This window comes from Gracilimonas sp. BCB1, from assembly GCF_040117685.2.
In the GTDB taxonomy this organism is placed as follows: domain Bacteria; phylum Bacteroidota; class Rhodothermia; order Balneolales; family Balneolaceae; genus Gracilimonas.
The window spans coordinates 1-18,802 of the sequence record NZ_JBEDYP020000004.1; the positions used below are offsets into that span (position 1 = coordinate 1).

The 18,802-nt window shown below is 42.2% G+C and carries 13 protein-coding genes and 2 pseudogenes; 4 read left to right on the forward strand and 11 right to left on the reverse strand.

Annotation, left to right across the window (positions count from 1 at the left end; translation table 11 throughout):
- Nucleotides 1–215: 215 nt before the first annotated feature.
- A pseudogene (locus ABFW99_RS01875) lies at nt 216–2,189 on the reverse strand (N-6 DNA methylase); the annotation flags it as partial.
- Nucleotides 2,190–2,461: 272 nt separating this feature from the next.
- On the opposite strand from ABFW99_RS01875, the gene ABFW99_RS01880 reads away from it, so the two are divergent.
- Genes ABFW99_RS01880 through merA form a run of 3 tightly spaced genes read left to right on the forward strand, consistent with a single transcriptional unit; the run spans nt 2,462 to nt 5,107 of the window.
- On the forward strand, nt 2,462–2,842 hold the full coding sequence (locus ABFW99_RS01880) for an ArsR/SmtB family transcription factor (RefSeq protein ID WP_349353327.1): 381 nt from the start codon (nt 2,462–2,464) through the stop codon (nt 2,840–2,842).
- Complete coding sequence (merTP, locus tag ABFW99_RS01885) at nt 2,839–3,465, forward strand: mercuric transport protein MerTP (RefSeq protein ID WP_349353326.1); 627 nt, start codon at nt 2,839–2,841, stop codon at nt 3,463–3,465. Before ABFW99_RS01880 ends, merTP begins: the two co-directional genes overlap by 4 nt.
- Entirely contained in the window at nt 3,407–5,107 is a 1,701-nt protein-coding gene (gene merA, locus ABFW99_RS01890; protein WP_349353325.1) for a mercury(II) reductase, read from the forward strand. The genes merTP and merA overlap by 59 nt, the downstream gene beginning before the upstream one ends.
- 188 nt (nt 5,108–5,295) lie before the next feature.
- Here the strand turns inward: merA and ABFW99_RS01895 are convergent, their stop codons facing one another.
- The 4 genes from ABFW99_RS01895 to ABFW99_RS01910 all read right to left on the reverse strand — a co-directional run bounded on the left by ABFW99_RS01895 (nt 5,296) and on the right by ABFW99_RS01910 (nt 8,871).
- Nucleotides 5,296–6,525: a hypothetical protein gene (locus ABFW99_RS01895; RefSeq protein ID WP_349353324.1), complete on the reverse strand. Its 1,230-nt coding sequence runs from the start codon at nt 6,523–6,525 to the stop codon at nt 5,296–5,298.
- Between the two features lie 30 nt (nt 6,526–6,555).
- Nucleotides 6,556–6,996, reverse strand: a complete 441-nt coding sequence (locus tag ABFW99_RS01900; protein ID WP_349353323.1) for a Rieske (2Fe-2S) protein — start codon at nt 6,994–6,996, stop codon at nt 6,556–6,558.
- A gap of 9 nt (nt 6,997–7,005) precedes the next feature.
- On the reverse strand, nt 7,006–8,151 hold the full coding sequence (locus tag ABFW99_RS01905) for a di-heme oxidoredictase family protein (protein WP_349353322.1): 1,146 nt from the start codon (nt 8,149–8,151) through the stop codon (nt 7,006–7,008).
- Nucleotides 8,152–8,541: 390 nt separating this feature from the next.
- Nucleotides 8,542–8,871: a YnfA family protein gene (locus ABFW99_RS01910; protein ID WP_290878342.1), complete on the reverse strand. Its 330-nt coding sequence runs from the start codon at nt 8,869–8,871 to the stop codon at nt 8,542–8,544.
- Between the two features lie 86 nt (nt 8,872–8,957).
- On the opposite strand from ABFW99_RS01910, the gene ABFW99_RS01915 reads away from it, so the two are divergent.
- Nucleotides 8,958–9,380 (forward strand): thioredoxin domain-containing protein, encoded by a 423-nt coding sequence (locus ABFW99_RS01915; RefSeq protein ID WP_255135942.1) that lies wholly within the window; start codon nt 8,958–8,960, stop codon nt 9,378–9,380.
- Nucleotides 9,381–9,399: 19 nt separating this feature from the next.
- Here ABFW99_RS01915 and ABFW99_RS01920 read toward each other — a convergent pair whose 3' ends face one another.
- From ABFW99_RS01920 to ABFW99_RS01945, 6 genes and pseudogenes are all read right to left on the reverse strand, one after another.
- Nucleotides 9,400–10,194, reverse strand: a complete 795-nt coding sequence (locus tag ABFW99_RS01920) for a cation transporter (RefSeq protein WP_020403972.1) — start codon at nt 10,192–10,194, stop codon at nt 9,400–9,402.
- A 61-nt stretch (nt 10,195–10,255) separates the two neighbouring features.
- Nucleotides 10,256–10,586: pseudogene (locus tag ABFW99_RS01925) on the reverse strand (P-II family nitrogen regulator).
- Nucleotides 10,587–10,658: 72 nt separating this feature from the next.
- Nucleotides 10,659–11,858 (reverse strand): efflux RND transporter periplasmic adaptor subunit, encoded by a 1,200-nt coding sequence (locus ABFW99_RS01930; protein ID WP_103664465.1) that lies wholly within the window; start codon nt 11,856–11,858, stop codon nt 10,659–10,661.
- A gap of 22 nt (nt 11,859–11,880) precedes the next feature.
- Complete coding sequence (locus ABFW99_RS01935; RefSeq protein ID WP_349353321.1) at nt 11,881–16,281, reverse strand: CusA/CzcA family heavy metal efflux RND transporter; 4,401 nt, start codon at nt 16,279–16,281, stop codon at nt 11,881–11,883.
- Between the two features lie 659 nt (nt 16,282–16,940).
- The gene (locus tag ABFW99_RS01940) at nt 16,941–17,354 is read right to left on the reverse strand and encodes a Fur family transcriptional regulator (protein ID WP_428235184.1); all 414 of its coding nucleotides are present in this window, start codon (nt 17,352–17,354) and stop codon (nt 16,941–16,943) included.
- 205 nt (nt 17,355–17,559) lie between these two features.
- Nucleotides 17,560–18,774: a lipoprotein N-acyltransferase Lnb domain-containing protein gene (locus tag ABFW99_RS01945; RefSeq protein ID WP_349353320.1), complete on the reverse strand. Its 1,215-nt coding sequence runs from the start codon at nt 18,772–18,774 to the stop codon at nt 17,560–17,562.
- Between the last annotated feature and the right edge of the window lie 28 nt (nt 18,775–18,802).

Genomic DNA, 18,802 nt, shown 5'->3' on the forward strand with positions numbered 1-18,802 from the left:
TTGTGTAACGCCTGCCTGACGACTATTTTATCGAAGCCAATTTCTTTAACCACTGGTGCAGCTTTGAACATCTAGGTTTTCGCATTTATCGTGAAACGCTTTCGCGTTTTTGGTTATGTTGTACCTACTTGGTTCAGTTATGAATCGGGTGTTTAACCACTGGTGCAGCTTTGAACATCTAGGTTTTCGCATTTATCGTGAAACGCTTTCGCGTTTTTCGTGCGCCGCTTCACCGATAAGTCAAATTGATGCACCTGCCCCTTTTTAGATTTATCTCTCTTCCTGTTTTTCTTTACGAAAATATTTATTGAGACTCCTTGTTGAATATCAAAGACATTTTCATCTTTTTTACCATCAGGAGTGGTTTCCTTCTTGTTAGAATTACCATGTAGATCAATTATGTATATATCATCAAAACTTTCAAGCAAGGATTGTCTCATTCTCTTATGTATAATGCCATCTATAAAGCTATTGTTTGATACATAAGCCAAAATTCCTTCTCCATTTTTATCAATAAGGTGTTGTCCATATCTGATAAATTTTATGTAATCATCCGATAAAGGTTGAATATTTCTTTCCTTTAAATTTCTTTTATACTCCTTCATGAGCTTTTCAATCCACACTCCTTTATTCCTACTACTCACCGAATAAGGCGGATTCCCCATCACAACCATCACTGGAGTATCACGCTTAATATGATTGGCTTCATTTGCTTCTTCACTTAGCCAGCCGGCAAATAAGGTTCCTGTGTCTGGATGGTGTTCTTCCAAAGAATTGGTGAGATAAACCCGGAAACGTTCACTTCCACTTGGCTCAACACCCGTTTCTCGAAGCAGTAAATCCAATTTTAGGTGTGCCATTGCATAACTAGCCATTAAGATCTCAAATCCATTCAGGCGAGGAATAAGATGCTCTTCCACGTAGGTAGTCCAGATGCCTTGCTGTCCTTCAAACTTGGAATGAATTTGTTTGATCACTTCGGCAAGAAAGGTTCCGGTTCCCGCGGCCGGGTCCAGGATCTGGACTTTGTGGACTTCCCGCTCTTCTTCCACCATTCCACCTTTGTGACGTTTGTCATGGGTGGGAACTTTTACCTTCACTTTTGTTTTAGAGGTGTCGGCCAGTCCGTCTTTCAGTCCAAATTCGACCTTCAGAATGTCATCCACAGCTCGTACAATAAAGTTTACGACCGGTTCTGGCGTGTACCAAACACCGCGACTTTTCCGAAGCTTAGGATCGTATTCAGCCAGGAACGTTTCATAAAAATGAATGATGGGATCTTGTTGTTGAGTAGCTTTACCAAAGTTCTTTAGAAGGCCATCAACATCAGTCGCTCTGAAAATATCAGCTAATCCATCTACCACCCATACGATACGATCATCCAGATCATAACCAGCTATGTATTGAAATAGCTTACGAAGAAAGGGATTGGTTTTTGGAATAAGCGCTGCTGCCTCATGTCGATCAAAGGTATCCAAACTTGAATCGTGGAGTCGGGCTGCAAACATGCCGTAAGCAATCGTCTGGGCATAGATGTCCGCAAACTCCTTCGCCTTGATATCGTGGATCAATACATTCTGAAATGCAGCCAGTTGTTCCCGTAGGGTATTGTTAGCCGTCTCGTTTACTTTGTTTTTTTGCTTTTCTTCATCGGCATTCAGGGCTTTCTCAATTACATCAGCGAGGATTCGGGCTTTACCGGCCATCATCTTCGACAGCTTATTGGCACTGCGGATGGTTTGCCCCACATGTGTACCAAAATCTTTGATGATGTTTTCGAACTCATTGTAGTTCTCAGTCAACCCAACAATACTGCCGTCTTTGATTTCCGCGATAGCAACGGAGGTCAGGAATTCTCCATCCCGAAATACACGGAAATCGAGGTAATCAGTAAAGATCAGATTCGGGAGACCGGTTTTGTAGCGTTCAAACTGTTCTTTATTCTTCTTCTTTCCTTCGAGATCCGGATCGCCAATGTCTTTGGCTTCAATATATCCAACTGGAATTTTGCCTTTAGTGAGGATATAGTCGGGGGCTCCAACATCTGTTCGTGAGGGTTCATTGGTTATAAGCAGGTCGGGTAAAAGATCACCAAGCAATGTTTGTAAATCGCCCCGATAGCTGTGTTCCCTCGAAATGCCTGATTTATATCTTAGATTTAACTGATCAACGTATTCCTGAATGGTCATAGATAAACAATTTGGTTGGCGCTTAGGCTAACAAAATCAGTGCTCAAAGACAATGTAATTTCTTCCTGCCAATGATGGCTATAAACAACGTTTCCTTTATTCAATATATGATCACGCCTTTGGATACTATAATCTCACTCAATAATTCCGAATTTTTTTATAAGTAACCGCCCTTAGACACGGGTATGTACCTAACTTACTTCCTCATTTAATCATTTGCTTAAACGTTTCATTGACTTTATATTTAAGCAATCACTTAAATAATAATTCCTATGAGCAAACAATCCTGTATTCGTGATGTAGCCGATCTGAACCAGATCAACCGCTGCATTGATTCTATCCATGCGGTAGAATCATCCATCTTAAAACTCTCGGACATACTAAAGCTGGCCGGAAATGATGTTCGCCTCAAAATTCTGTTCTTGTTGAGCACGGAGGAAGATTTATGCCCGTGCGATTTGAGCGATATTTTAGATATGACCGTACCGGCGGTATCACAACACCTGCGAAAATTGAAAGACGCCGGACTTTTAGATTCAAGAAGAGAGGGAAAACTCATCTTCTATTCTCTGCAAGAACCTTATGACGATCTTTTGAAACCACTTTTCAACCAAATTGAAAACAATACCATTATGGAGGTATTAGCCGCATGAACAAGCAACAGAAAAATAATTCTGATACCAAATGGCTGGGTGCGGGACTCGGAGTTGCATTTATCGCCTCCCTTTGCTGCATCACTCCGGTGCTGGCTATTCTGGCAGGCACAAGTGGTATCGCCTCTACATTTTCATTCATGGACCCATTCCGGCCTTATTTAATTGGGCTGACTGTTCTTTTACTTGGGTTTGCATGGTACCAAAAACTGAAGCCCTCAAAAGAGATCGACTGTGAATGTGATCCTGAAGAAGCCCGTTTCACCCAGTCTAAATCGTTTCTTGGCATCGTAACCGTTGTGGCGGCGCTGTTGCTGGCTTTTCCAAATTACTCTCATTGGTTTTTCTCTGACGCTCAGCCCACTCAAATACAATATGTTTCCGAGGCAGATGTAGAACATGTCATCTTTAATGTGGAGGGCATGACCTGCGCTGGGTGTGAAGCCAGTGTGAAAAATGAGTTGGGTAAACTCGATGGAATTATTGAGTCCGAGGTATCCTACGACAGCGGAACGGCTACTATTTCGTATTTGAAAACGAAGCTCACGGAAAAAGAACTTCAGGATGCGATCAATAAGACCGGATTTACAGCCAACCTTCAACAAGAGCAAGAAAACGAATAATAGGATGAAAGAACTGGAACTGGACATAGCGGGCATGACATGTGATCATTGCGCCGTGTCTATTGAAAATAATCTATCCAAACTAAACGGAATACAGAAGGCGTATGTAAGCTACCCTAAAGGGAAAGCCACGATATCATTTGATGAATCCACCCTTGATAAAGCTTCAGTGATTGAAGCCGTAAATCAGACGGGAAAGTATCAGGTAGTGGGCGACTCTGGAAAAGAGCAATCGGGTGATAACCATTACTCGTTGATTATTATCGGGGGCGGTTCGGCCGCTTTTGCTGCCGCTATCCGAACGAGTGAATTGGGTGGAACCGCGCTGATTATTAATAAAGGTTTGCCAACCGGTGGAACGTGCGTAAATGTGGGGTGCGTGCCTTCCAAAACACTGATCCGAACAGCAGAAGCCTTTCACAATGCTTCCCATCCGAGGTTTGAAGGGATTGAAACCACGGCAACCATTAGTGATTTCAAAAAAGTGATTGAGCAAAAACGGAAGATGGTTCGTGATCTTCGCCAGGAAAAGTATGTGAATGTTATAAAGGATGATCCAAACATTACCCTCATTGAGGGGTACGGAAAGTTAATTCAAGCAAATCAGGTTCAGGTTAATAATTCAACCTATACCGCTGAGAACATTTTAATTGCCACAGGAGCTTCCCCGTTTATTCCTGAAATACCCGGACTGAAAGAAGCGGGATATCTGACCAATGAATCGGCCTATGAACTTGAGGAACTTCCGGAAGAGCTCGTCATACTTGGCGGCGGATATATTGCTCTTGAAAATGCGCAACTCTTTAGTCGGCTTGGAAGCAAGGTGACTGTATTGCAGCGATCAGAACATGTGTTAAGTGATCAACCCGAAGAGCTTGCAACAGCCTTGACGGGATATTTGGAAGAGGAAGGATTGACCATTTTGACGAATACAGATATTCTGGAGGTTACAAAATCAGATAAAAAAAGAAGTATTCGGTTTACGGTAAACGGAGAAGAAAAAGAACTTGAAGCCAATCAGATATTAGTTGCTACCGGCAGGCAGGGAAATACAGGGAACCTGAATCTTAAATCCGCAGGAATTGAGACCAAAGGACGCAATTACATTCCCGTTGATGAAACCATGCGAACCAATACACCCAACATCTTTGCCGCCGGCGATGTACTTGGCGAACGGCAGTTCGTGTACACTGCGGCCTATGAAGGAAAAATCGCAGCTGAAAATGCGATGAGAGCCAGTCATGGAAAAGCCGATTTTTCAGTCTTACCGTGGGTTATTTTCACTGATCCACAAGTGGCCGGTGTGGGCATGGATGAACAACAAGCCGAAGAAGAGGGAGTCAACTATCAGGCAACGAAACTTACGCTGGACAATGTACCTCGGTCCATCGCCGCTCGGGACACCCGTGGTTATATCAAATTAATCCGAAACAAAGACAATGACCGTTTGATTGGAGCCCGTATTTTGGCACCGGAAGGCTCTGAACTACTAATGGAACTGGTTCTGGCGATTCGACATGGCGTAACCATTCAGTCACTCAAGTCGGAATTTCATCCCTATCTGACTCTTTCTGAAGGAATTAAGCTTGCGGCTCTCACTTTCGACAAAGACGTGAAGAAATTGAGCTGCTGTGCGGTTTGACAGAGTGTTAACAACCATTTGACTCAATCAAAGGTGAAGTTCCTTCATCTAATTACACTTCTATAGTGCTATGGCTGAAGGTGTAAGGTTTCAGAATCTCGTGAATTCTCTTATTCACATCATCCGGATTATAAAGGTTGCTGGCTTCTAATTTATTTAAGAATCCCGACTTATTTTTGAGTAGATTTTCAAAAATAACTGGAAATCCCGATTTGAATTCCTGCAATTTTTGCCGCTGGATTACCCAAAATATCTTGCTGCTGCATATATCGGTAGTTCAAGCGCAGCACGGTTTGAGCAGAAGGCCTGAAGCTCACACCTGGAACAATGGCCCACAAATCATCTGAAATATTTGCTCCTGTTTCTCGAAATGTTCCCACATTCCAGTCCACATATTCCAGCCTGACAGCCAGGTTTAGTACCGCATTCTCAAAACCAGCCAACGGCTGCCTGAAAACCGGCTGCACGATATCCACAAATCCGCCTTGCTGCCGGTCTCCGAATTGCTGTCCGTAGGTTTGCGGAACATCAACCATCACCCATGCCCATTCGCCGGTTATGTAGGTACTTGTTTTTTCCAGGGAGGTATTAAAATCTATGGCAAAAACATCCAACCGCCTTTCTTCATCCAGAATCAGTCCGTCATCTTCAAAGGTATTGTAAACCCCTCCCATATAAGAAAGGCCAATTTCTCCGATGTTCTGATTTTTCACAGCGAGTTTTCCTGTAATTAAAGGTTGCCCATTGTTGCTTTCTTCAAAACGTTCGAAATTTTCTTTGGCTGCGGGGAGAAAGGTTTTGTTTTCCCCGTTTGCGATAATGCTGTTATCAAATCCGTTGGTGAGATAAACCTCGTAGCCAAAAGCCCAATCGTTAACATATCGCTTTCCGTAGAGGCCAAAACCCACGTTGCTCCAGGTAGCAGGCAGCATTTCGGTCATGGCAATGGGCCGGTCAACAAACTCCCATTTAGGGCCATCATGATTTTGGTTAAAAGCCCCAATAGGATTCATAATAATCCCTCCACGAAAATTAAGCATCGGGAAAAAATTGATATCCAATGCCGCAAACTCAACGGCAATCTCGTTACCACCTTCTTCAAATTCAATTTCTGAAAGAAACTTGACTTTTGGATGAATGGAAGAGCCTACAAAAAGTGTAAACCGAGGAACGCGGAAGGTATGGCCTTCGGTAATCCCGTCTTCTCCTATATATTGGTAATCGGCCTCTATATAGCCACCGACAGAGACAGGCGATGTTCCCGCCTGGAAAAACGGGCGCTCATAAACGGCATCCATGTTCATTGTATCTTCCGCCAATGTATCGCGCGGGGTATCTTTGAACAGGGTACTATCAACCTGTGCGTTGGCGTTGATTGTACTGAATAGAATTAAAAAAAGTAGTATTATTTTTTTCATAAGGGCTAAAAATATTTTTTAAAGATGTACTTATCCCATATCGATTTTTAATAAAGTACCTTCAACCTGTACAGGAAAAGTTCGAAGCGGAGCTTCTGCCGGACCATTCTGCACTTCTCCGTTTTGGGTAAATTCACTTCCGTGGGCGGGACACTGAAGCCGGTCGCCATATACTTGAAGCTCAGTACCCTTGTGGGTGCATTTCATAAGCAAAGCTCGGTATTCCGTTTCAGAAAATCTGAAGATGGATACCGGGTATTTAAGTCGGTTATTATAGGCCACAATATATTTCCTGAATTTATTTTCTTCCTTGTTTTCATATTCAAACGAAGACAGGGGAACAAGTAAATACTCATCTTCAAATTGAGCATTCAGATATTTTGGACCTGAGCAGCCTTCAAGGAAAAATGCTGCCCCCACAAGGCCAAGGCAACTATAACTGCAGGTTTTTATAAATTCTTTTCGTTCCATAGTACTTGGTTAAAGAGATTCCAAAAACATGATTAGTGCTTCTTTTTCTTCAGGGGAGAGCAATTGAAATTGATCACGGCTGTTTTGAGCCTCCCCGCCATGCATCAATATTGCCTCTTCAATACTTTCAGCCCGGCCATCATGCATCAGGAAGTACTTTCCACCTTGTGAATCGGGTGACAACCCCAATCCCCATAAGGGAGGGGTCCTCCATTCGTATGTTTCCGCTGAACCTTCCGTAGCTCCGTCATCCAATTCAGGCCCCATATCGTGTAGCAATAGATCGGTATATGGATAAAATGTTTTGTTTGAAAGTGCGGCAATGTCTGTTTCCGGAGTGGTCCATTGCGGGGTATGACACGAACTGCATTGGATAGTAGTGAATATCCCTTTTCCTTTTAAAACAAGGGGATTTTGTGGCTTTCGCTGGATGGGAGCCTTTAACGTCTTCAGGTAAAAAACTACATCTCTTACCACTTGATCCGATACTTCCGGATCTGTCGTCAAACCCGAGTAAACATCCAGAGGTTCGAAGGTAGATGTGACCCCAATATCCTGGTTATAAGCTGTAGCGGTTTGGTGCAACAAATTAACAGCTGATGCCTTCTTACCAAACCGGCCAATATACTTGCCATTTTCTGGCTGATGATGATCTTCCGGGATGAAGTAATCCGGTGGAGTAACATAGTTGGGAACACCTGAAATTCCATCTTCGTCTTCATCATTGGGGTCGGTATTTTCTAGAATTTGTTGATCTGTCAGTGCGGCCAACAAGCCCAGCCCGGTAACGGCCGGAGGCGTCATTTTCATACTTGGAACCCCTTCAGGTAATTTTTCCGGCTGATATCCGGGAATAGCCCGGTTTTGAAGTTGTGGTGCACCAGGCGCATTAATCGGTGAATTAGGCTCAGTTTGTCCAAACCGGATAAGTGATGTTGATGGATGCCCTTTTCCATCGCCAGGGTGGCAACTCCCACACGAAGTGGCCACAAAAATAGGCCCTAAGCCCGTTTGGGGTGTAAAAACATCATCATTAAAGGCAATGTCCCCTTTAAGAAATTGATCTTGTTCTTCGTGAGTCAATCCGGGTATGGGGCCATCCAGTAAATCTTTCTCAGCCGGGGCTTCTGGTACAACTGTATCACAGCCGATCATTAGCAGAAGGAAACAGGTGTACAATACTGGTATCCAAATACGATATTTCATGATGTTTAATAATCAAAATTATTTATTAGTCTTGACTAAAAATATAATTTGTCTTGATTAAAAACAATGTTCAATTAATACTACCATACTTAGCTGATGCGAATTTTTTATGATAAATAAAACAGTAAGATCCGTAAGAAAAGAGAAATGAATAAACAGTTTGATCCCTTGAGAAGTGGTGAAAGCATCAACTATTGGAATGGTTTAGGAATGATTGCCAAGCATTTTTATACATTAAACAACTAACAGTGTTAAGCCACCCTGTTTTAGAATCATAAAGCCGATTGAAAATGAAATCACGATTGGATAAGTGCGAATTTCAGAATTTCATGGATCTTTTTATCCTCTTGGCCAGTACATCATTATTATTACACCAATTAAGGCAAATCCGGCACCAATCATATCAAATTTATCGGGCTGAATGTCATCTATTTTCCACCCCCACAGGAGTGATAGAACAATAAAAACCCCTCCATATGCTGCGAATACTCGGCCAAAGTGCGCGGGTTGCAGTGTGGGTAGAAATCCATACAGCGCCAACAGCATCATCCCAGAGATACCATATACCCAGCTTTTGCTTTCGCGGAGCCATATCCACACTAAATACCCTCCGCCAATTTCCAGAAGTCCCGCTACGATAAAATAGAATACTGATTTCAGATAGATCATTATTATCATTAATCATTTTTAGAATCTGTAAAAGATAATGCATAGCTTTTGTAATCCTTTAAATACTTATTAAACCAATCAGCAGTATGATGAAACGATTTATCGCTTATCCAGTACTACTAATCGCCGTAGTATTTGCAACATCATTTTTTACTCTCAACGCAAATCAGGTTAACTCAGATGAAGATCCTCGGGTAATAGCTATGTATATGTATGCCGATTGGTGTGGAGCCTGCCAGGCAATAAAGCCAATAATGGAAGAAGCAAAACCTGAGTTTGAAGGACAACCGGTGCTTTTCGTCAAAATGGATATGACCAATGATTTTACGGCACATCAATCAAAGTTAATGGCAGCCAGGTTAGGACTTTCAGAAATTTTTGAGAAAAATGAAGGCATGACCGGATTTGTCCTGTTGCTTGATGCCAACACCAACGAAGTTCTTGATAAAATCACAACAGATGATGATAAGCAAGGTATCATAACAAAGATTACGAATGCCCTGGAGTAAATATCAGCAACAACACCTGCTATTTTGATAATTTTAGAATTCTTACTGCTCCTCTCATGACAAAACTAAACACAATAGCTCCGATGAGCAGATCCGGCCACCTGCTATCCAGTGCATAAACAAGAATTCCGGCCAAAATTACACCACCATTTACAATAATATCATTGGAGGTAAAAATTGTGCTTGCCTGCATGTGTGCTTCTTTGCTTTTCGCTTTATTGATAAGCCATAAGGTAAAAACATTTGCAACAAGAGCCGTTGAAGCAATAATGATCATCCAATGAAAGTCGGGCATTTCACCCACTCCAAGAAACCTCCGCAGTACTTCAAGAAATCCCAGTGATGCCAGACCCATCTGAAGATAGCCGCTAATTTTTGCTACTTTCTTTTTTCTTGCTACCGCTGCTCCAACAGCAAAAAGGCTGAGCGCATATACGGATGAATCTGCCAGCATATCTAGTGAGTCTGCAATCAGCCCCATAGAATTGATAATCCATCCGGCTGTCATTTCAATGATAAAGAAGAGAAAGTTGATCCCTAAAACCCACCATAGAATGTTCTTTTGTTGCTGCTCATCAGAAGCGAAAGGCGACATTTGAGCCTCTTTTGTTGAATTCAATTTAGAACCCAAACTCAGGGAGTCAAGGGCTTTCTCAATCTCATTAAGCCTATTTTCGTGATACACTTCTAATGTACGATTCGGGATATCAAAGTTTAGAGATTTAATATCTTCAAACTCTTCCAACCTCATTCGAATCATTTGCTCTTCGGCTGAGCAGTCCATTTGTGGAATATTAAATGTGGATTTTTTCATGGTTGAATATATGGGATTATTTTCATCTTCAACTTAACTGTGACAAAGAATCACCTGTTCCTTACCCCTCAAAAGGCTCACAGGTTTTAATCCTAAACGCTTTTTGAATATCTGTAACGTAAATGATGCCGTCACCGCGTTCCGGTGTTTTGGCATTGGCGCAGATAAGTTGAACAACGTTATCGGATTCTTTGCATTGACATACCAGCTTCTAATTTTACGACTGGACTGTCCGTAAAGTGAAAATCCAGCGATGGGGACGCATCTTTCTGTTTGTATGCTCCGGTACCTTCTCCTTTGGAAAGCGTAACACTTTCATGTCCTGCTTCTTGGAGTGCTGCAACTACATTTTCTACTCTGTTTGGTTTTATAAAGGCTTTTATTTCTTTCATAATATTATGTGTTATGCATTAACCCCGGCAAAGCCATAAAAACATGAATATGGCTTTGCCGGAAAGTTTTTGTTAATCATCGTCGGAAGTCTGGCTTTTCTTCATTTCAGAGATCAGGTAATAGGCATTGTTCCAAGCTACTCGTGCTCCATCCGGCAATGGTTCTAACAACTTCACTTCAACCCAACCATCTTCCTCAATGCCGGTCATAATTTCTACCGGAGTGAAAGACCATTCGGTATTTCCGTTTTCCTCTTGTTGTTCTGCGGTGAATAGGTAGGTTTTACCCTCGTCCTCAACAATGGCATTCTCAGGCAAAGCAAAGGCTTTAGTCTCTGAAGTGTGAATCGTGCCGTTGATATACATCCCGGGAATCAGGAAGTTTTCTTTCTGATCAATTTCGCCGTGCACATGCACTGCCCTAGGATTTTGTTCGAATTGTTTGCCTACAGAGTAAATGGTAGCTGTAAGTATTTGATCCGGTACTGACTGTACAGTAAAAGAGATGGATTGGCCCCTTTTAACTTTGTGCACATCTTTTTCAAAGACCATCAAATCGGCATGAACATGTTCGTTATCCACAATTTCAAACATGATTGTTTGGGGATCAACGTACTGACCGATTTGAATCTGAACCTTTTCGATGTACCCATCAATAGGGCTTACTACCGGCACCGACGAATAAATATCGCCGTCTTGTATTTGTTCAACGTCCAGGTTAAGCTGATTCAGCTGAGCCTCATAACCTTTGACCTCCGCCTTAACTGATTCGTATTCGGCTTTAGTTTGTTGGTAAGTTTGGCCGGAGCCTACCTTTTCATCATATAACCTTGCTTGTCGCTTAAATTCATGATCTAAATACAACATGCGCTGATACAACCGTACGTATTCAGTTTGGACTTTGGTTAAATTAGGATGGGAAAGGAAGGCAATAGTCTGATTTTTTGACACCTGATCTCCCTCAATAACTTCTATGGAACCAATATTACCTCCCAAAACCGCAGTTACGCTTGCCTCATGCTGCGGGGGAACTTCCAGCTGACCATTTGCTTCTACGCTCTCTGAGAGAAAGCGCAGGGACAAAGTATCCAGTTTCATTCCAAGGCTGTTGAACTTCAGTTCCGACAGATGAACCATGTTTTCTTCTGCCTCAGCCACACCGGCAAGTTCTGTTGCTTCTTGTTCTTTTTCATCGCTATTGATCTCGCCGCAGGCTGTAAAAACAGATGCAAGGACAGCCAATAAAATTATATATAAATTAGATTTATTCATTTTTTTGTTGATTTAAAATCTGTTATTGAGTTTTGTTGAGGTAGTATTCTAATTGGAAATGGCTATTCAGATAATTGCCAAATGCATTCCATGAGTCGATTTCAATGCGAATGGCATCTCTGATGCTTTGAAAGAAAGCCACATAGTCTATGGCTCCTTCTTCATAAGAGGTGATGGCACCTTGCTGTTGTTCTTTGGCAAGAGGGAGTGCTTCCTGTCGATAATATTCCCACGAGCGCAACCATTTCTGATAATTTTCCTGGATACTGTTATAGGTACTGTTGAATTCTCTCTGAGCCTGGTCTAGGTTTTGACGGGCAATATTTCGTTCAATCCGGGCGGATTGAGTTTTCCCGGCCTTAGACCAGAAGAATACCGGAAGTCTGATCCCGATCTCATAGGAATTAAAGCCACCTTGCCCAGCTATTTCCTGCCAGCCATAACTGGCTTGAAAACTTGGTAAAAACTGACTTCTTTGTTCTTTAATCGATGCTTCCGCCACGTCAATTTTTTGTTGATATAAAGCAATCAGCGGATGGTCGAATGTAGAATCTACCTGTAAAGGTTGAACAAGCTGTTCGGCTGAAACACTTTGAACCGTGTATAACGAGTCCCCCTCAAACCATTTGTTAAAAGCTCGAACAGCAGCCCCATAATCGCGGAAGGCTTGTTCTGTTTGTATGGTAATTTGGTTGGCCTGATTCATGATATTAAGATATCCCAGCCGGGAAATTTCCTCCGTTTCAAATTTTATTTCCGCAGCCCTAGCAATATCCCTGAATTGCTGGTTCAGGCGATTATAGATCTCATATTGTTGTTTAGCGATGAAAACCGTTGACCAGTCCTGCTTTACCCGGAGCCTGAGCTCTAACTCAGACAATTCATAGTTCAGCCTGGCAAGTTCTGTTTGTTCATTCCGATGATTTAGCCTTGGTAAAACACCGAACAGATCAAACTGCTGCTGAATGCCAAATTTTGTAGTAACACCGTCCGAACCGTTGCCGAACTCTTCACCTCCGGTAAAGAGGTTCGTATCGCCAAAGTCCCAGGCTGTTTTTTGAAGAGCCTTCCTGTTGTCAATTCCAAGCCTGGCTGCCTCAAGAGAAGGATAATTTGCTATCGCTTTTTGAACGGCCTGATCCAGCGCAATTTGCGGGAGGGTATCATTCAGCACCTGTTCCTGAGCCTGTACAGAATCGGGAGAAAGCAGCAGGCTTCCACCAATAATCAGCAACACAACGGAGGCCATAGAAGTACTACCCGGCTTGTGTTTTCTCATTTTACGCTTTTCTATGTACGCATAAAGGATGGGCAGCACGACCAACGTAAGCAGCGTGGCGCTAATCAACCCGCCGATTACAACAGTGGCCAGCGGCCGCTGTACTTCAGCACCGGCTGTTGTTGAAAACGCCATCGGAAGAAAACCCATAATAGCCGCCGTAGCGGTCAATAAAATGGGGCGAAGTCGCTCTTTGGTACCTGTCAAAATTCGTTCTTGTAAATCCATAACACCTTCGATTTTTAATGAATTAAACCGGCTGACGAGCACAAGGCCGTTTAGCACAGCCACTCCGAACAATACAATGAAACCAACTCCGGCAGAAATACTGAAGTCCATTCCACGTAAAGCCAGGAAGAAGACACCTCCAATAGAAGCCAGGGGAATAGCCAGATAGATCATTACCGACTGTGAGAACGATTTTAGTGCGAAGTACAGTAGCACAAAGATAAGAAACAGGGCTATAGGCACTACAATAGCCAATCGGTTCTTGGCCCGTTGCAGATTCTCAAATTCACCCCCATAAGTAATGTAATAACCCGGCGGCAGATTCAATTCGGCCTCCAGTTTTTCTTGAATATCCAAAACCACCGATTCCACATCCCGCCCGCGTGTATTCACACCAACATAGCTCCTGCGAAAGGTGTTATCTCGCGAGATCTGCATAGGCCCCGGCTGATAACTGATATCCGCCACTTCTTTAACCGGCACCTGTGCACCGTTTTCCAGATCTACATACAGATTGCGAATATCCTCAATGCCAGTACGATGAGCTTCATCAAAGCGGATCACAAGATCAAATCGTCTTTCGCCTTCGAATACAACTCCAGCAACACCTCCGGCAAAAGCTGAACTTACGTATTGATTGAGCTTCGTGATATCCAGTCCATATTGAGCCACTTTTTGCCGGTCATACCTAACGGTCATTTGAGGTAGTCCAGCCGTACGTTCGGGACTCACATCACCCACCCCTGGAATAGTTTGAATAATTTGAGCCATTTCCTGAACTTTCTCCGCCAATACATCTATGTCGTCTCCGTATAGCTTTACGGCGATATCTTCTCGTACACCTTCCAAAAGTTCGTTAAACCTAAGCTCTACCGGCTGGGTAAAAACGAAATTCACACCTATCATGGTCTGATCGAGTTTACTCTTTATTTTTTCTATCAGCTCCTCTTTAGATTCGGCAGAGATCCAGTTTTCTTTATTCTTGTCCAGAATGATGTACATGTCGGCAATGTCCATGGGCATAGGATCAGTGGGAATATCAGCTACCCCAATTCGAGCTGTTACTGTTTCTATCTCTGGAAATTCTTCCAGCAGTGTCGTCTCAATTTTCTTGGATTGATCGATCGCCTCTGATAATCCACTGCCCGGACGGAATAGGGCTTGCATGGCAATATCTCCCTCATCCAGTTGTGGAATAAATTCACCTCCCATTCTCGAAAAGGTGAACATCGCACCGCCAAAAAGCAGTATGGCAGCTACAATCACAACAGGTTTTCGCTTTAACGACCATTGGATAACCGGATCGTAGCCCTTCTGAATAAAGGATATAAGTTTGTTGCTGACCCGATCGAGGCCTCGCTCGAACCGGGCAAACCATCCCTTTCTATTTTGTGAGGGTTTCATAAACAGTGCCGAGACCATTGGTACATAGGTAAGACATAAAATAATAGCACCTAATACAGCAAACCCAAAGGTGAATGCCATAGGACGGAACATCTTACCTTCTACTCCTTCCAGAAACAGGATAGGGGCAAATACAATAAGGATGATCAACTGTCCAAAGAAGGCAGCATTCATCATGGTGCTGCTTGCCTTGTAGGCAATTTCATTCATCTGTGTTTTACTAAAAGCACGTTTTCCGGATTTCACCCTTTTTTCAATTTCATGAACCGTGCCTTCCACTATAATTACGGCTCCATCAACAATAATACCGAAGTCGATGGCTCCAAGGCTCATTAGATTGGCCCACACCCCGGTGGCCTTCATCATTATAAAAGCAAAAAGAAGGGAAAGCGGAATAAGTGAGGCGGTTATTAACCCTCCGCGTAAACTTCCTAAGAGTATTACCAAAACGAAAACTACAATCAATGCACCTTCCACCAGGTTTGTGGTAACTGTACTGGTGGTTCGTTCAATAAGAGCACTTCGATCAAGGAAAGGCTCAATCTTTAAACCTTCAGGCAGTGACTTTTGAATTTCAGCAATTCTATCCTGAACGTTTTGAATGGTTGCATTCGGGTTTGAGCCTTTCAGCATCATAATAATGCCACCTACTGCTTCCTCACCATCCTGAGTAAAAGCTCCATAACGAATTTGAGTTCCAAAGGTAACCTCTTCTGCTACATCTCTGATTAGGATGGGTAGTCCGTTTTCGTTCTTGACTACAATGTTTTCTATATCTTCAAGGCTGCGTATCAATCCTTCGCCACGAATAAAATTAGCCATCTTGTTTTTCTCGATATAGGCCCCGCCGGTATTTACATTATTCCTGGACATTGCCTCATATACTTCTGAAATACTAACTCCCATTGCATTTAGTTTATCAGGACTTATGGCTACTTCATATTGTTTGATGCCTCCACCGAAGGAGTTGACCTCTATAACCCCTTCCAGGAGCACCATTTGGCGCTTAATAATCCAATCTTGTATTGTGCGCAATTCATCAGGCGTATATTGATCTTCATATGCAGGGTCCACCTGAATGGAGTACTCGTAAATTTGGCCTAATCCACTTGAAATGGGCCCCATGGATGGACTTCCAAAATTCTCGGGGATCGTTTCGCCCAGTTCACTGAGTTTTTCCTGTACCAGTTGCCGGGGTAAATAGGTACCCATATCATCTTCGAAAACGATGGTAACCACGGATAACCCGAATCGGGATACCGAACGGATTTCAGTTACTCCTGGCAGGTTACCCATGGCAAGCTCCACGGGATAGGTTACAAATTGTTCAATGTCTTCGGTAGATAGATTTTCCGATACCGTAATCACCTGTACCTGATTATTTGTAATATCAGGAACCGAACCTAGATTAATGGTCATCATAGAATATAATCCTACTCCTATTAGAGACAGGATAAACAAGCCGATGATAAACTTGTTCTTAATCGAAAAGGCAATAATTTTGTTGATCATGTTGACAGCTGTGTGAATATAGATTAGTCTTTGATGCCGATCTTTTTCAAATACTTTGGCTGAAACCACAGAATGACCAGAGGTTAAACAGCTCGTTGAAAAAAATGGATGGGGCAGAATTTGTTTCTGCTAAATAGAGAAAGGCAGGTATTAAATCAGAAGTTGCGTGACTTTAATAACCTTAAGAGTTATTGGAGGGGATAAATTGTCTTTTAGATATACAGGTAACGTAATTTGAACAACAGGGTCACCATAGTTCCCAAACAAATAAGGAATGATTGGAAACATAAACTTACAGTCCGGGCACTCATTTCTTAACAGTGCATCATCATAGCAGCACTGATTTTGAAATTGATGGTGCTTTTTTTCAACTGTTTTGTACTCAGAATTAGTCTCTTCTGAATGTTGTAATACAATTTCAAAACAGCCTTTATCTAAGTTGTAGGTAGAGGAAACATCATGAGTACTTGCTAATACAGAAACACTTAAGGGTAGAAAAAAGAAAAACCCTGCCCATGAAAAAAGAAAAGATGCGATTGTCGCAACATTCAGATTACGTATGTATGCTCTGAAAAAATACAATTCTTTAAGGGGAAATATTGTGATTAAGTAGAATGCAGATAATAAGGATTATTTGTAATGCAACTCAATTGCAAAGATCAGGAAGAACAGGAAGGACAACTCCCGGTTATCACAAAATTGCCGTTGGATGGAGTAAAATTTTCGGGCAGATCGTAGTTAGGAATGCCAAGATGTGGAAAACAAAATGTTTGTTCACAGGAGAAACAATAAAAATGAACGTGCACATCATCTGGGTACGAACAGGTACAGTTTTCAGAACAAAGGGCAAATTTAGTTATCCCACTTGCATCGTTTATTTGATGCACCAAACCATGTTCTAAGAATGTTTTTAAGGTACGATAAAGCGTTGTCCGATCTGCATGGGTAAACTTTTCTTCAAGATCTGATAGGCTTATTACCGACTTAGTTTCAGCCATGAAAAGAAGAATCCGCATGCGCATAGCGGTCGGTTGTATATCTCTGCTCTGCAATCTTTTTTCATGAATAGTCATCTTTATTGAAATAATATTCGTTGATTAATGTGTACAAGTAATATTCATACATAGGGCCGGTCGCCTGTATAAATTTTCCCAATTCAATTCTAAATTACCACTAAAATCTTTGAGACTCATATTTATTGATCTTGATAAAAATATATGAGTTCAGAGCAGTTATCTTGACGTTTCCAAAATTCTAAATAAGTGAAAGATTGGCAAGCTATAACACATTGACCCTTTCCTGATTTACTGATTCGGATTGCTTTTTAATACTCCGAAATCCCAACAAAAAAAGAAGAGGCAAAATTGCAGAGGGGATCTGTTGAGGAATAAATGACCAGCTTAGGAGAAAGAGCAGAAGAATAGCTGCATATAGTACCAAAAACACTTTATAATTTTCTGAAAGTCGTTTTCTGCCCATAAAAGAAAATATAAAGGCCGACAAGGCCGGGGCAGACCACACTATATTCCAATTCCATTTGGTTGAGGGATACGAAGAAAAAAACCACAAAAAAATGATCAACACTCCAATTAACCCAATTATCCCGAATAACAGACGGTCGAACCAAAACCAGAATGTGTGATTAGTTCTATAGAAAAACCCGGCAAGCAGGCTTGTAATCAGCAAAAACCAAAAGCTTAAAGTGGGGCTTACTCTCGCAGGACTAATGACAGACCGTTTCTGAGGAGCATAAAATCTCTGCTCTGAAACCAAGGCAAGACTTGTATCAGCTTGCTGTATCCGAGCGTGTGAAAATCCCTCTTTTAACAGGTCGGGTAAGAACAGCGTTTCCGACTCGGGTGGGTTGCGGTCGGCGGGAGTACCCAACAGCAAGTTAATCCCAAATTTTACCCAGGAAACGGATTTCAGGTAGGGATTAATAAACTGCCGAAAACTATTCTTTGCCGAATTTTGCGGCTCTTGAAAATGGATTGAATCCCCAGCTACTGCCTTGACAGCCTCATAGATCCGGGTGGTACAGTTATCATAGAAGAACTCGTAGGAATAATATCGATTTTCGGGCCGGGCGTTATTCTCCAAAAAATCATACAAGCGTTTGGTTTGATTCTCTGTTAGATTTAATTGCTGTTCAGTAATAATGCGGCCGTCATTCAAATATGCTTTTTTTGCATTCTCAAACTTGTTTACCGAAAGAAAATATCGCAGATCGCCGAGGGCAAATTTCCAATAAAATCCCGGAGCGTTGAAATCAAAAGTACCATAATTATATGCGCGATCTACACCTGATTCCGGGTCGTAAATGCGCAGGGCAGTATGGCCAAACAAAGTGTACAAATCAGCACCGGAAGAAGCCGTAAGGAGACTGACCTGAGCTTCTGGCGAAAGTTTAGGTTGCCCGGCGTCTACAGAAGAAGTTGCTGCAATAAATAGTATCAGGAAAAAGCTTACTGCTTTAGTTATAGTGTGCAACATATTGGCCAAGCTAATTTATCTTTGAATA

Bases quoted from the DNA above. Each gene is read 5' to 3' on its own strand.
- ABFW99_RS01880 (WP_349353327.1), top strand. From the start codon at position 2,462: ATGAGCAAACAATCCTGTATTCGTGATGTAGCCGATCTGAACCAGATC.
- merTP (WP_349353326.1), top strand. From the start codon at position 2,839: ATGAACAAGCAACAGAAAAATAATTCTGATACCAAATGGCTGGGTGCG.
- merA (WP_349353325.1), top strand. From the start codon at position 3,407: ATGCGATCAATAAGACCGGATTTACAGCCAACCTTCAACAAGAGCAAG.
- ABFW99_RS01895 (WP_349353324.1), bottom strand. From the start codon at position 6,525: ATGAAAAAAATAATACTACTTTTTTTAATTCTATTCAGTACAATCAAC.
- ABFW99_RS01900 (WP_349353323.1), bottom strand. From the start codon at position 6,996: ATGGAACGAAAAGAATTTATAAAAACCTGCAGTTATAGTTGCCTTGGC.
- ABFW99_RS01905 (WP_349353322.1), bottom strand. From the start codon at position 8,151: ATGATCGGCTGTGATACAGTTGTACCAGAAGCCCCGGCTGAGAAAGAT.
- ABFW99_RS01910 (WP_290878342.1), bottom strand. From the start codon at position 8,871: ATGATCTATCTGAAATCAGTATTCTATTTTATCGTAGCGGGACTTCTG.
- ABFW99_RS01915 (WP_255135942.1), top strand. From the start codon at position 8,958: ATGATGAAACGATTTATCGCTTATCCAGTACTACTAATCGCCGTAGTA.
- ABFW99_RS01920 (WP_020403972.1), bottom strand. From the start codon at position 10,194: ATGAAAAAATCCACATTTAATATTCCACAAATGGACTGCTCAGCCGAA.
- ABFW99_RS01930 (WP_103664465.1), bottom strand. From the start codon at position 11,858: ATGAATAAATCTAATTTATATATAATTTTATTGGCTGTCCTTGCATCT.
- ABFW99_RS01935 (WP_349353321.1), bottom strand. From the start codon at position 16,281: ATGATCAACAAAATTATTGCCTTTTCGATTAAGAACAAGTTTATCATC.
- ABFW99_RS01940 (WP_428235184.1), bottom strand. From the start codon at position 17,354: ATGACTATTCATGAAAAAAGATTGCAGAGCAGAGATATACAACCGACC.
- ABFW99_RS01945 (WP_349353320.1), bottom strand. From the start codon at position 18,774: ATGTTGCACACTATAACTAAAGCAGTAAGCTTTTTCCTGATACTATTT.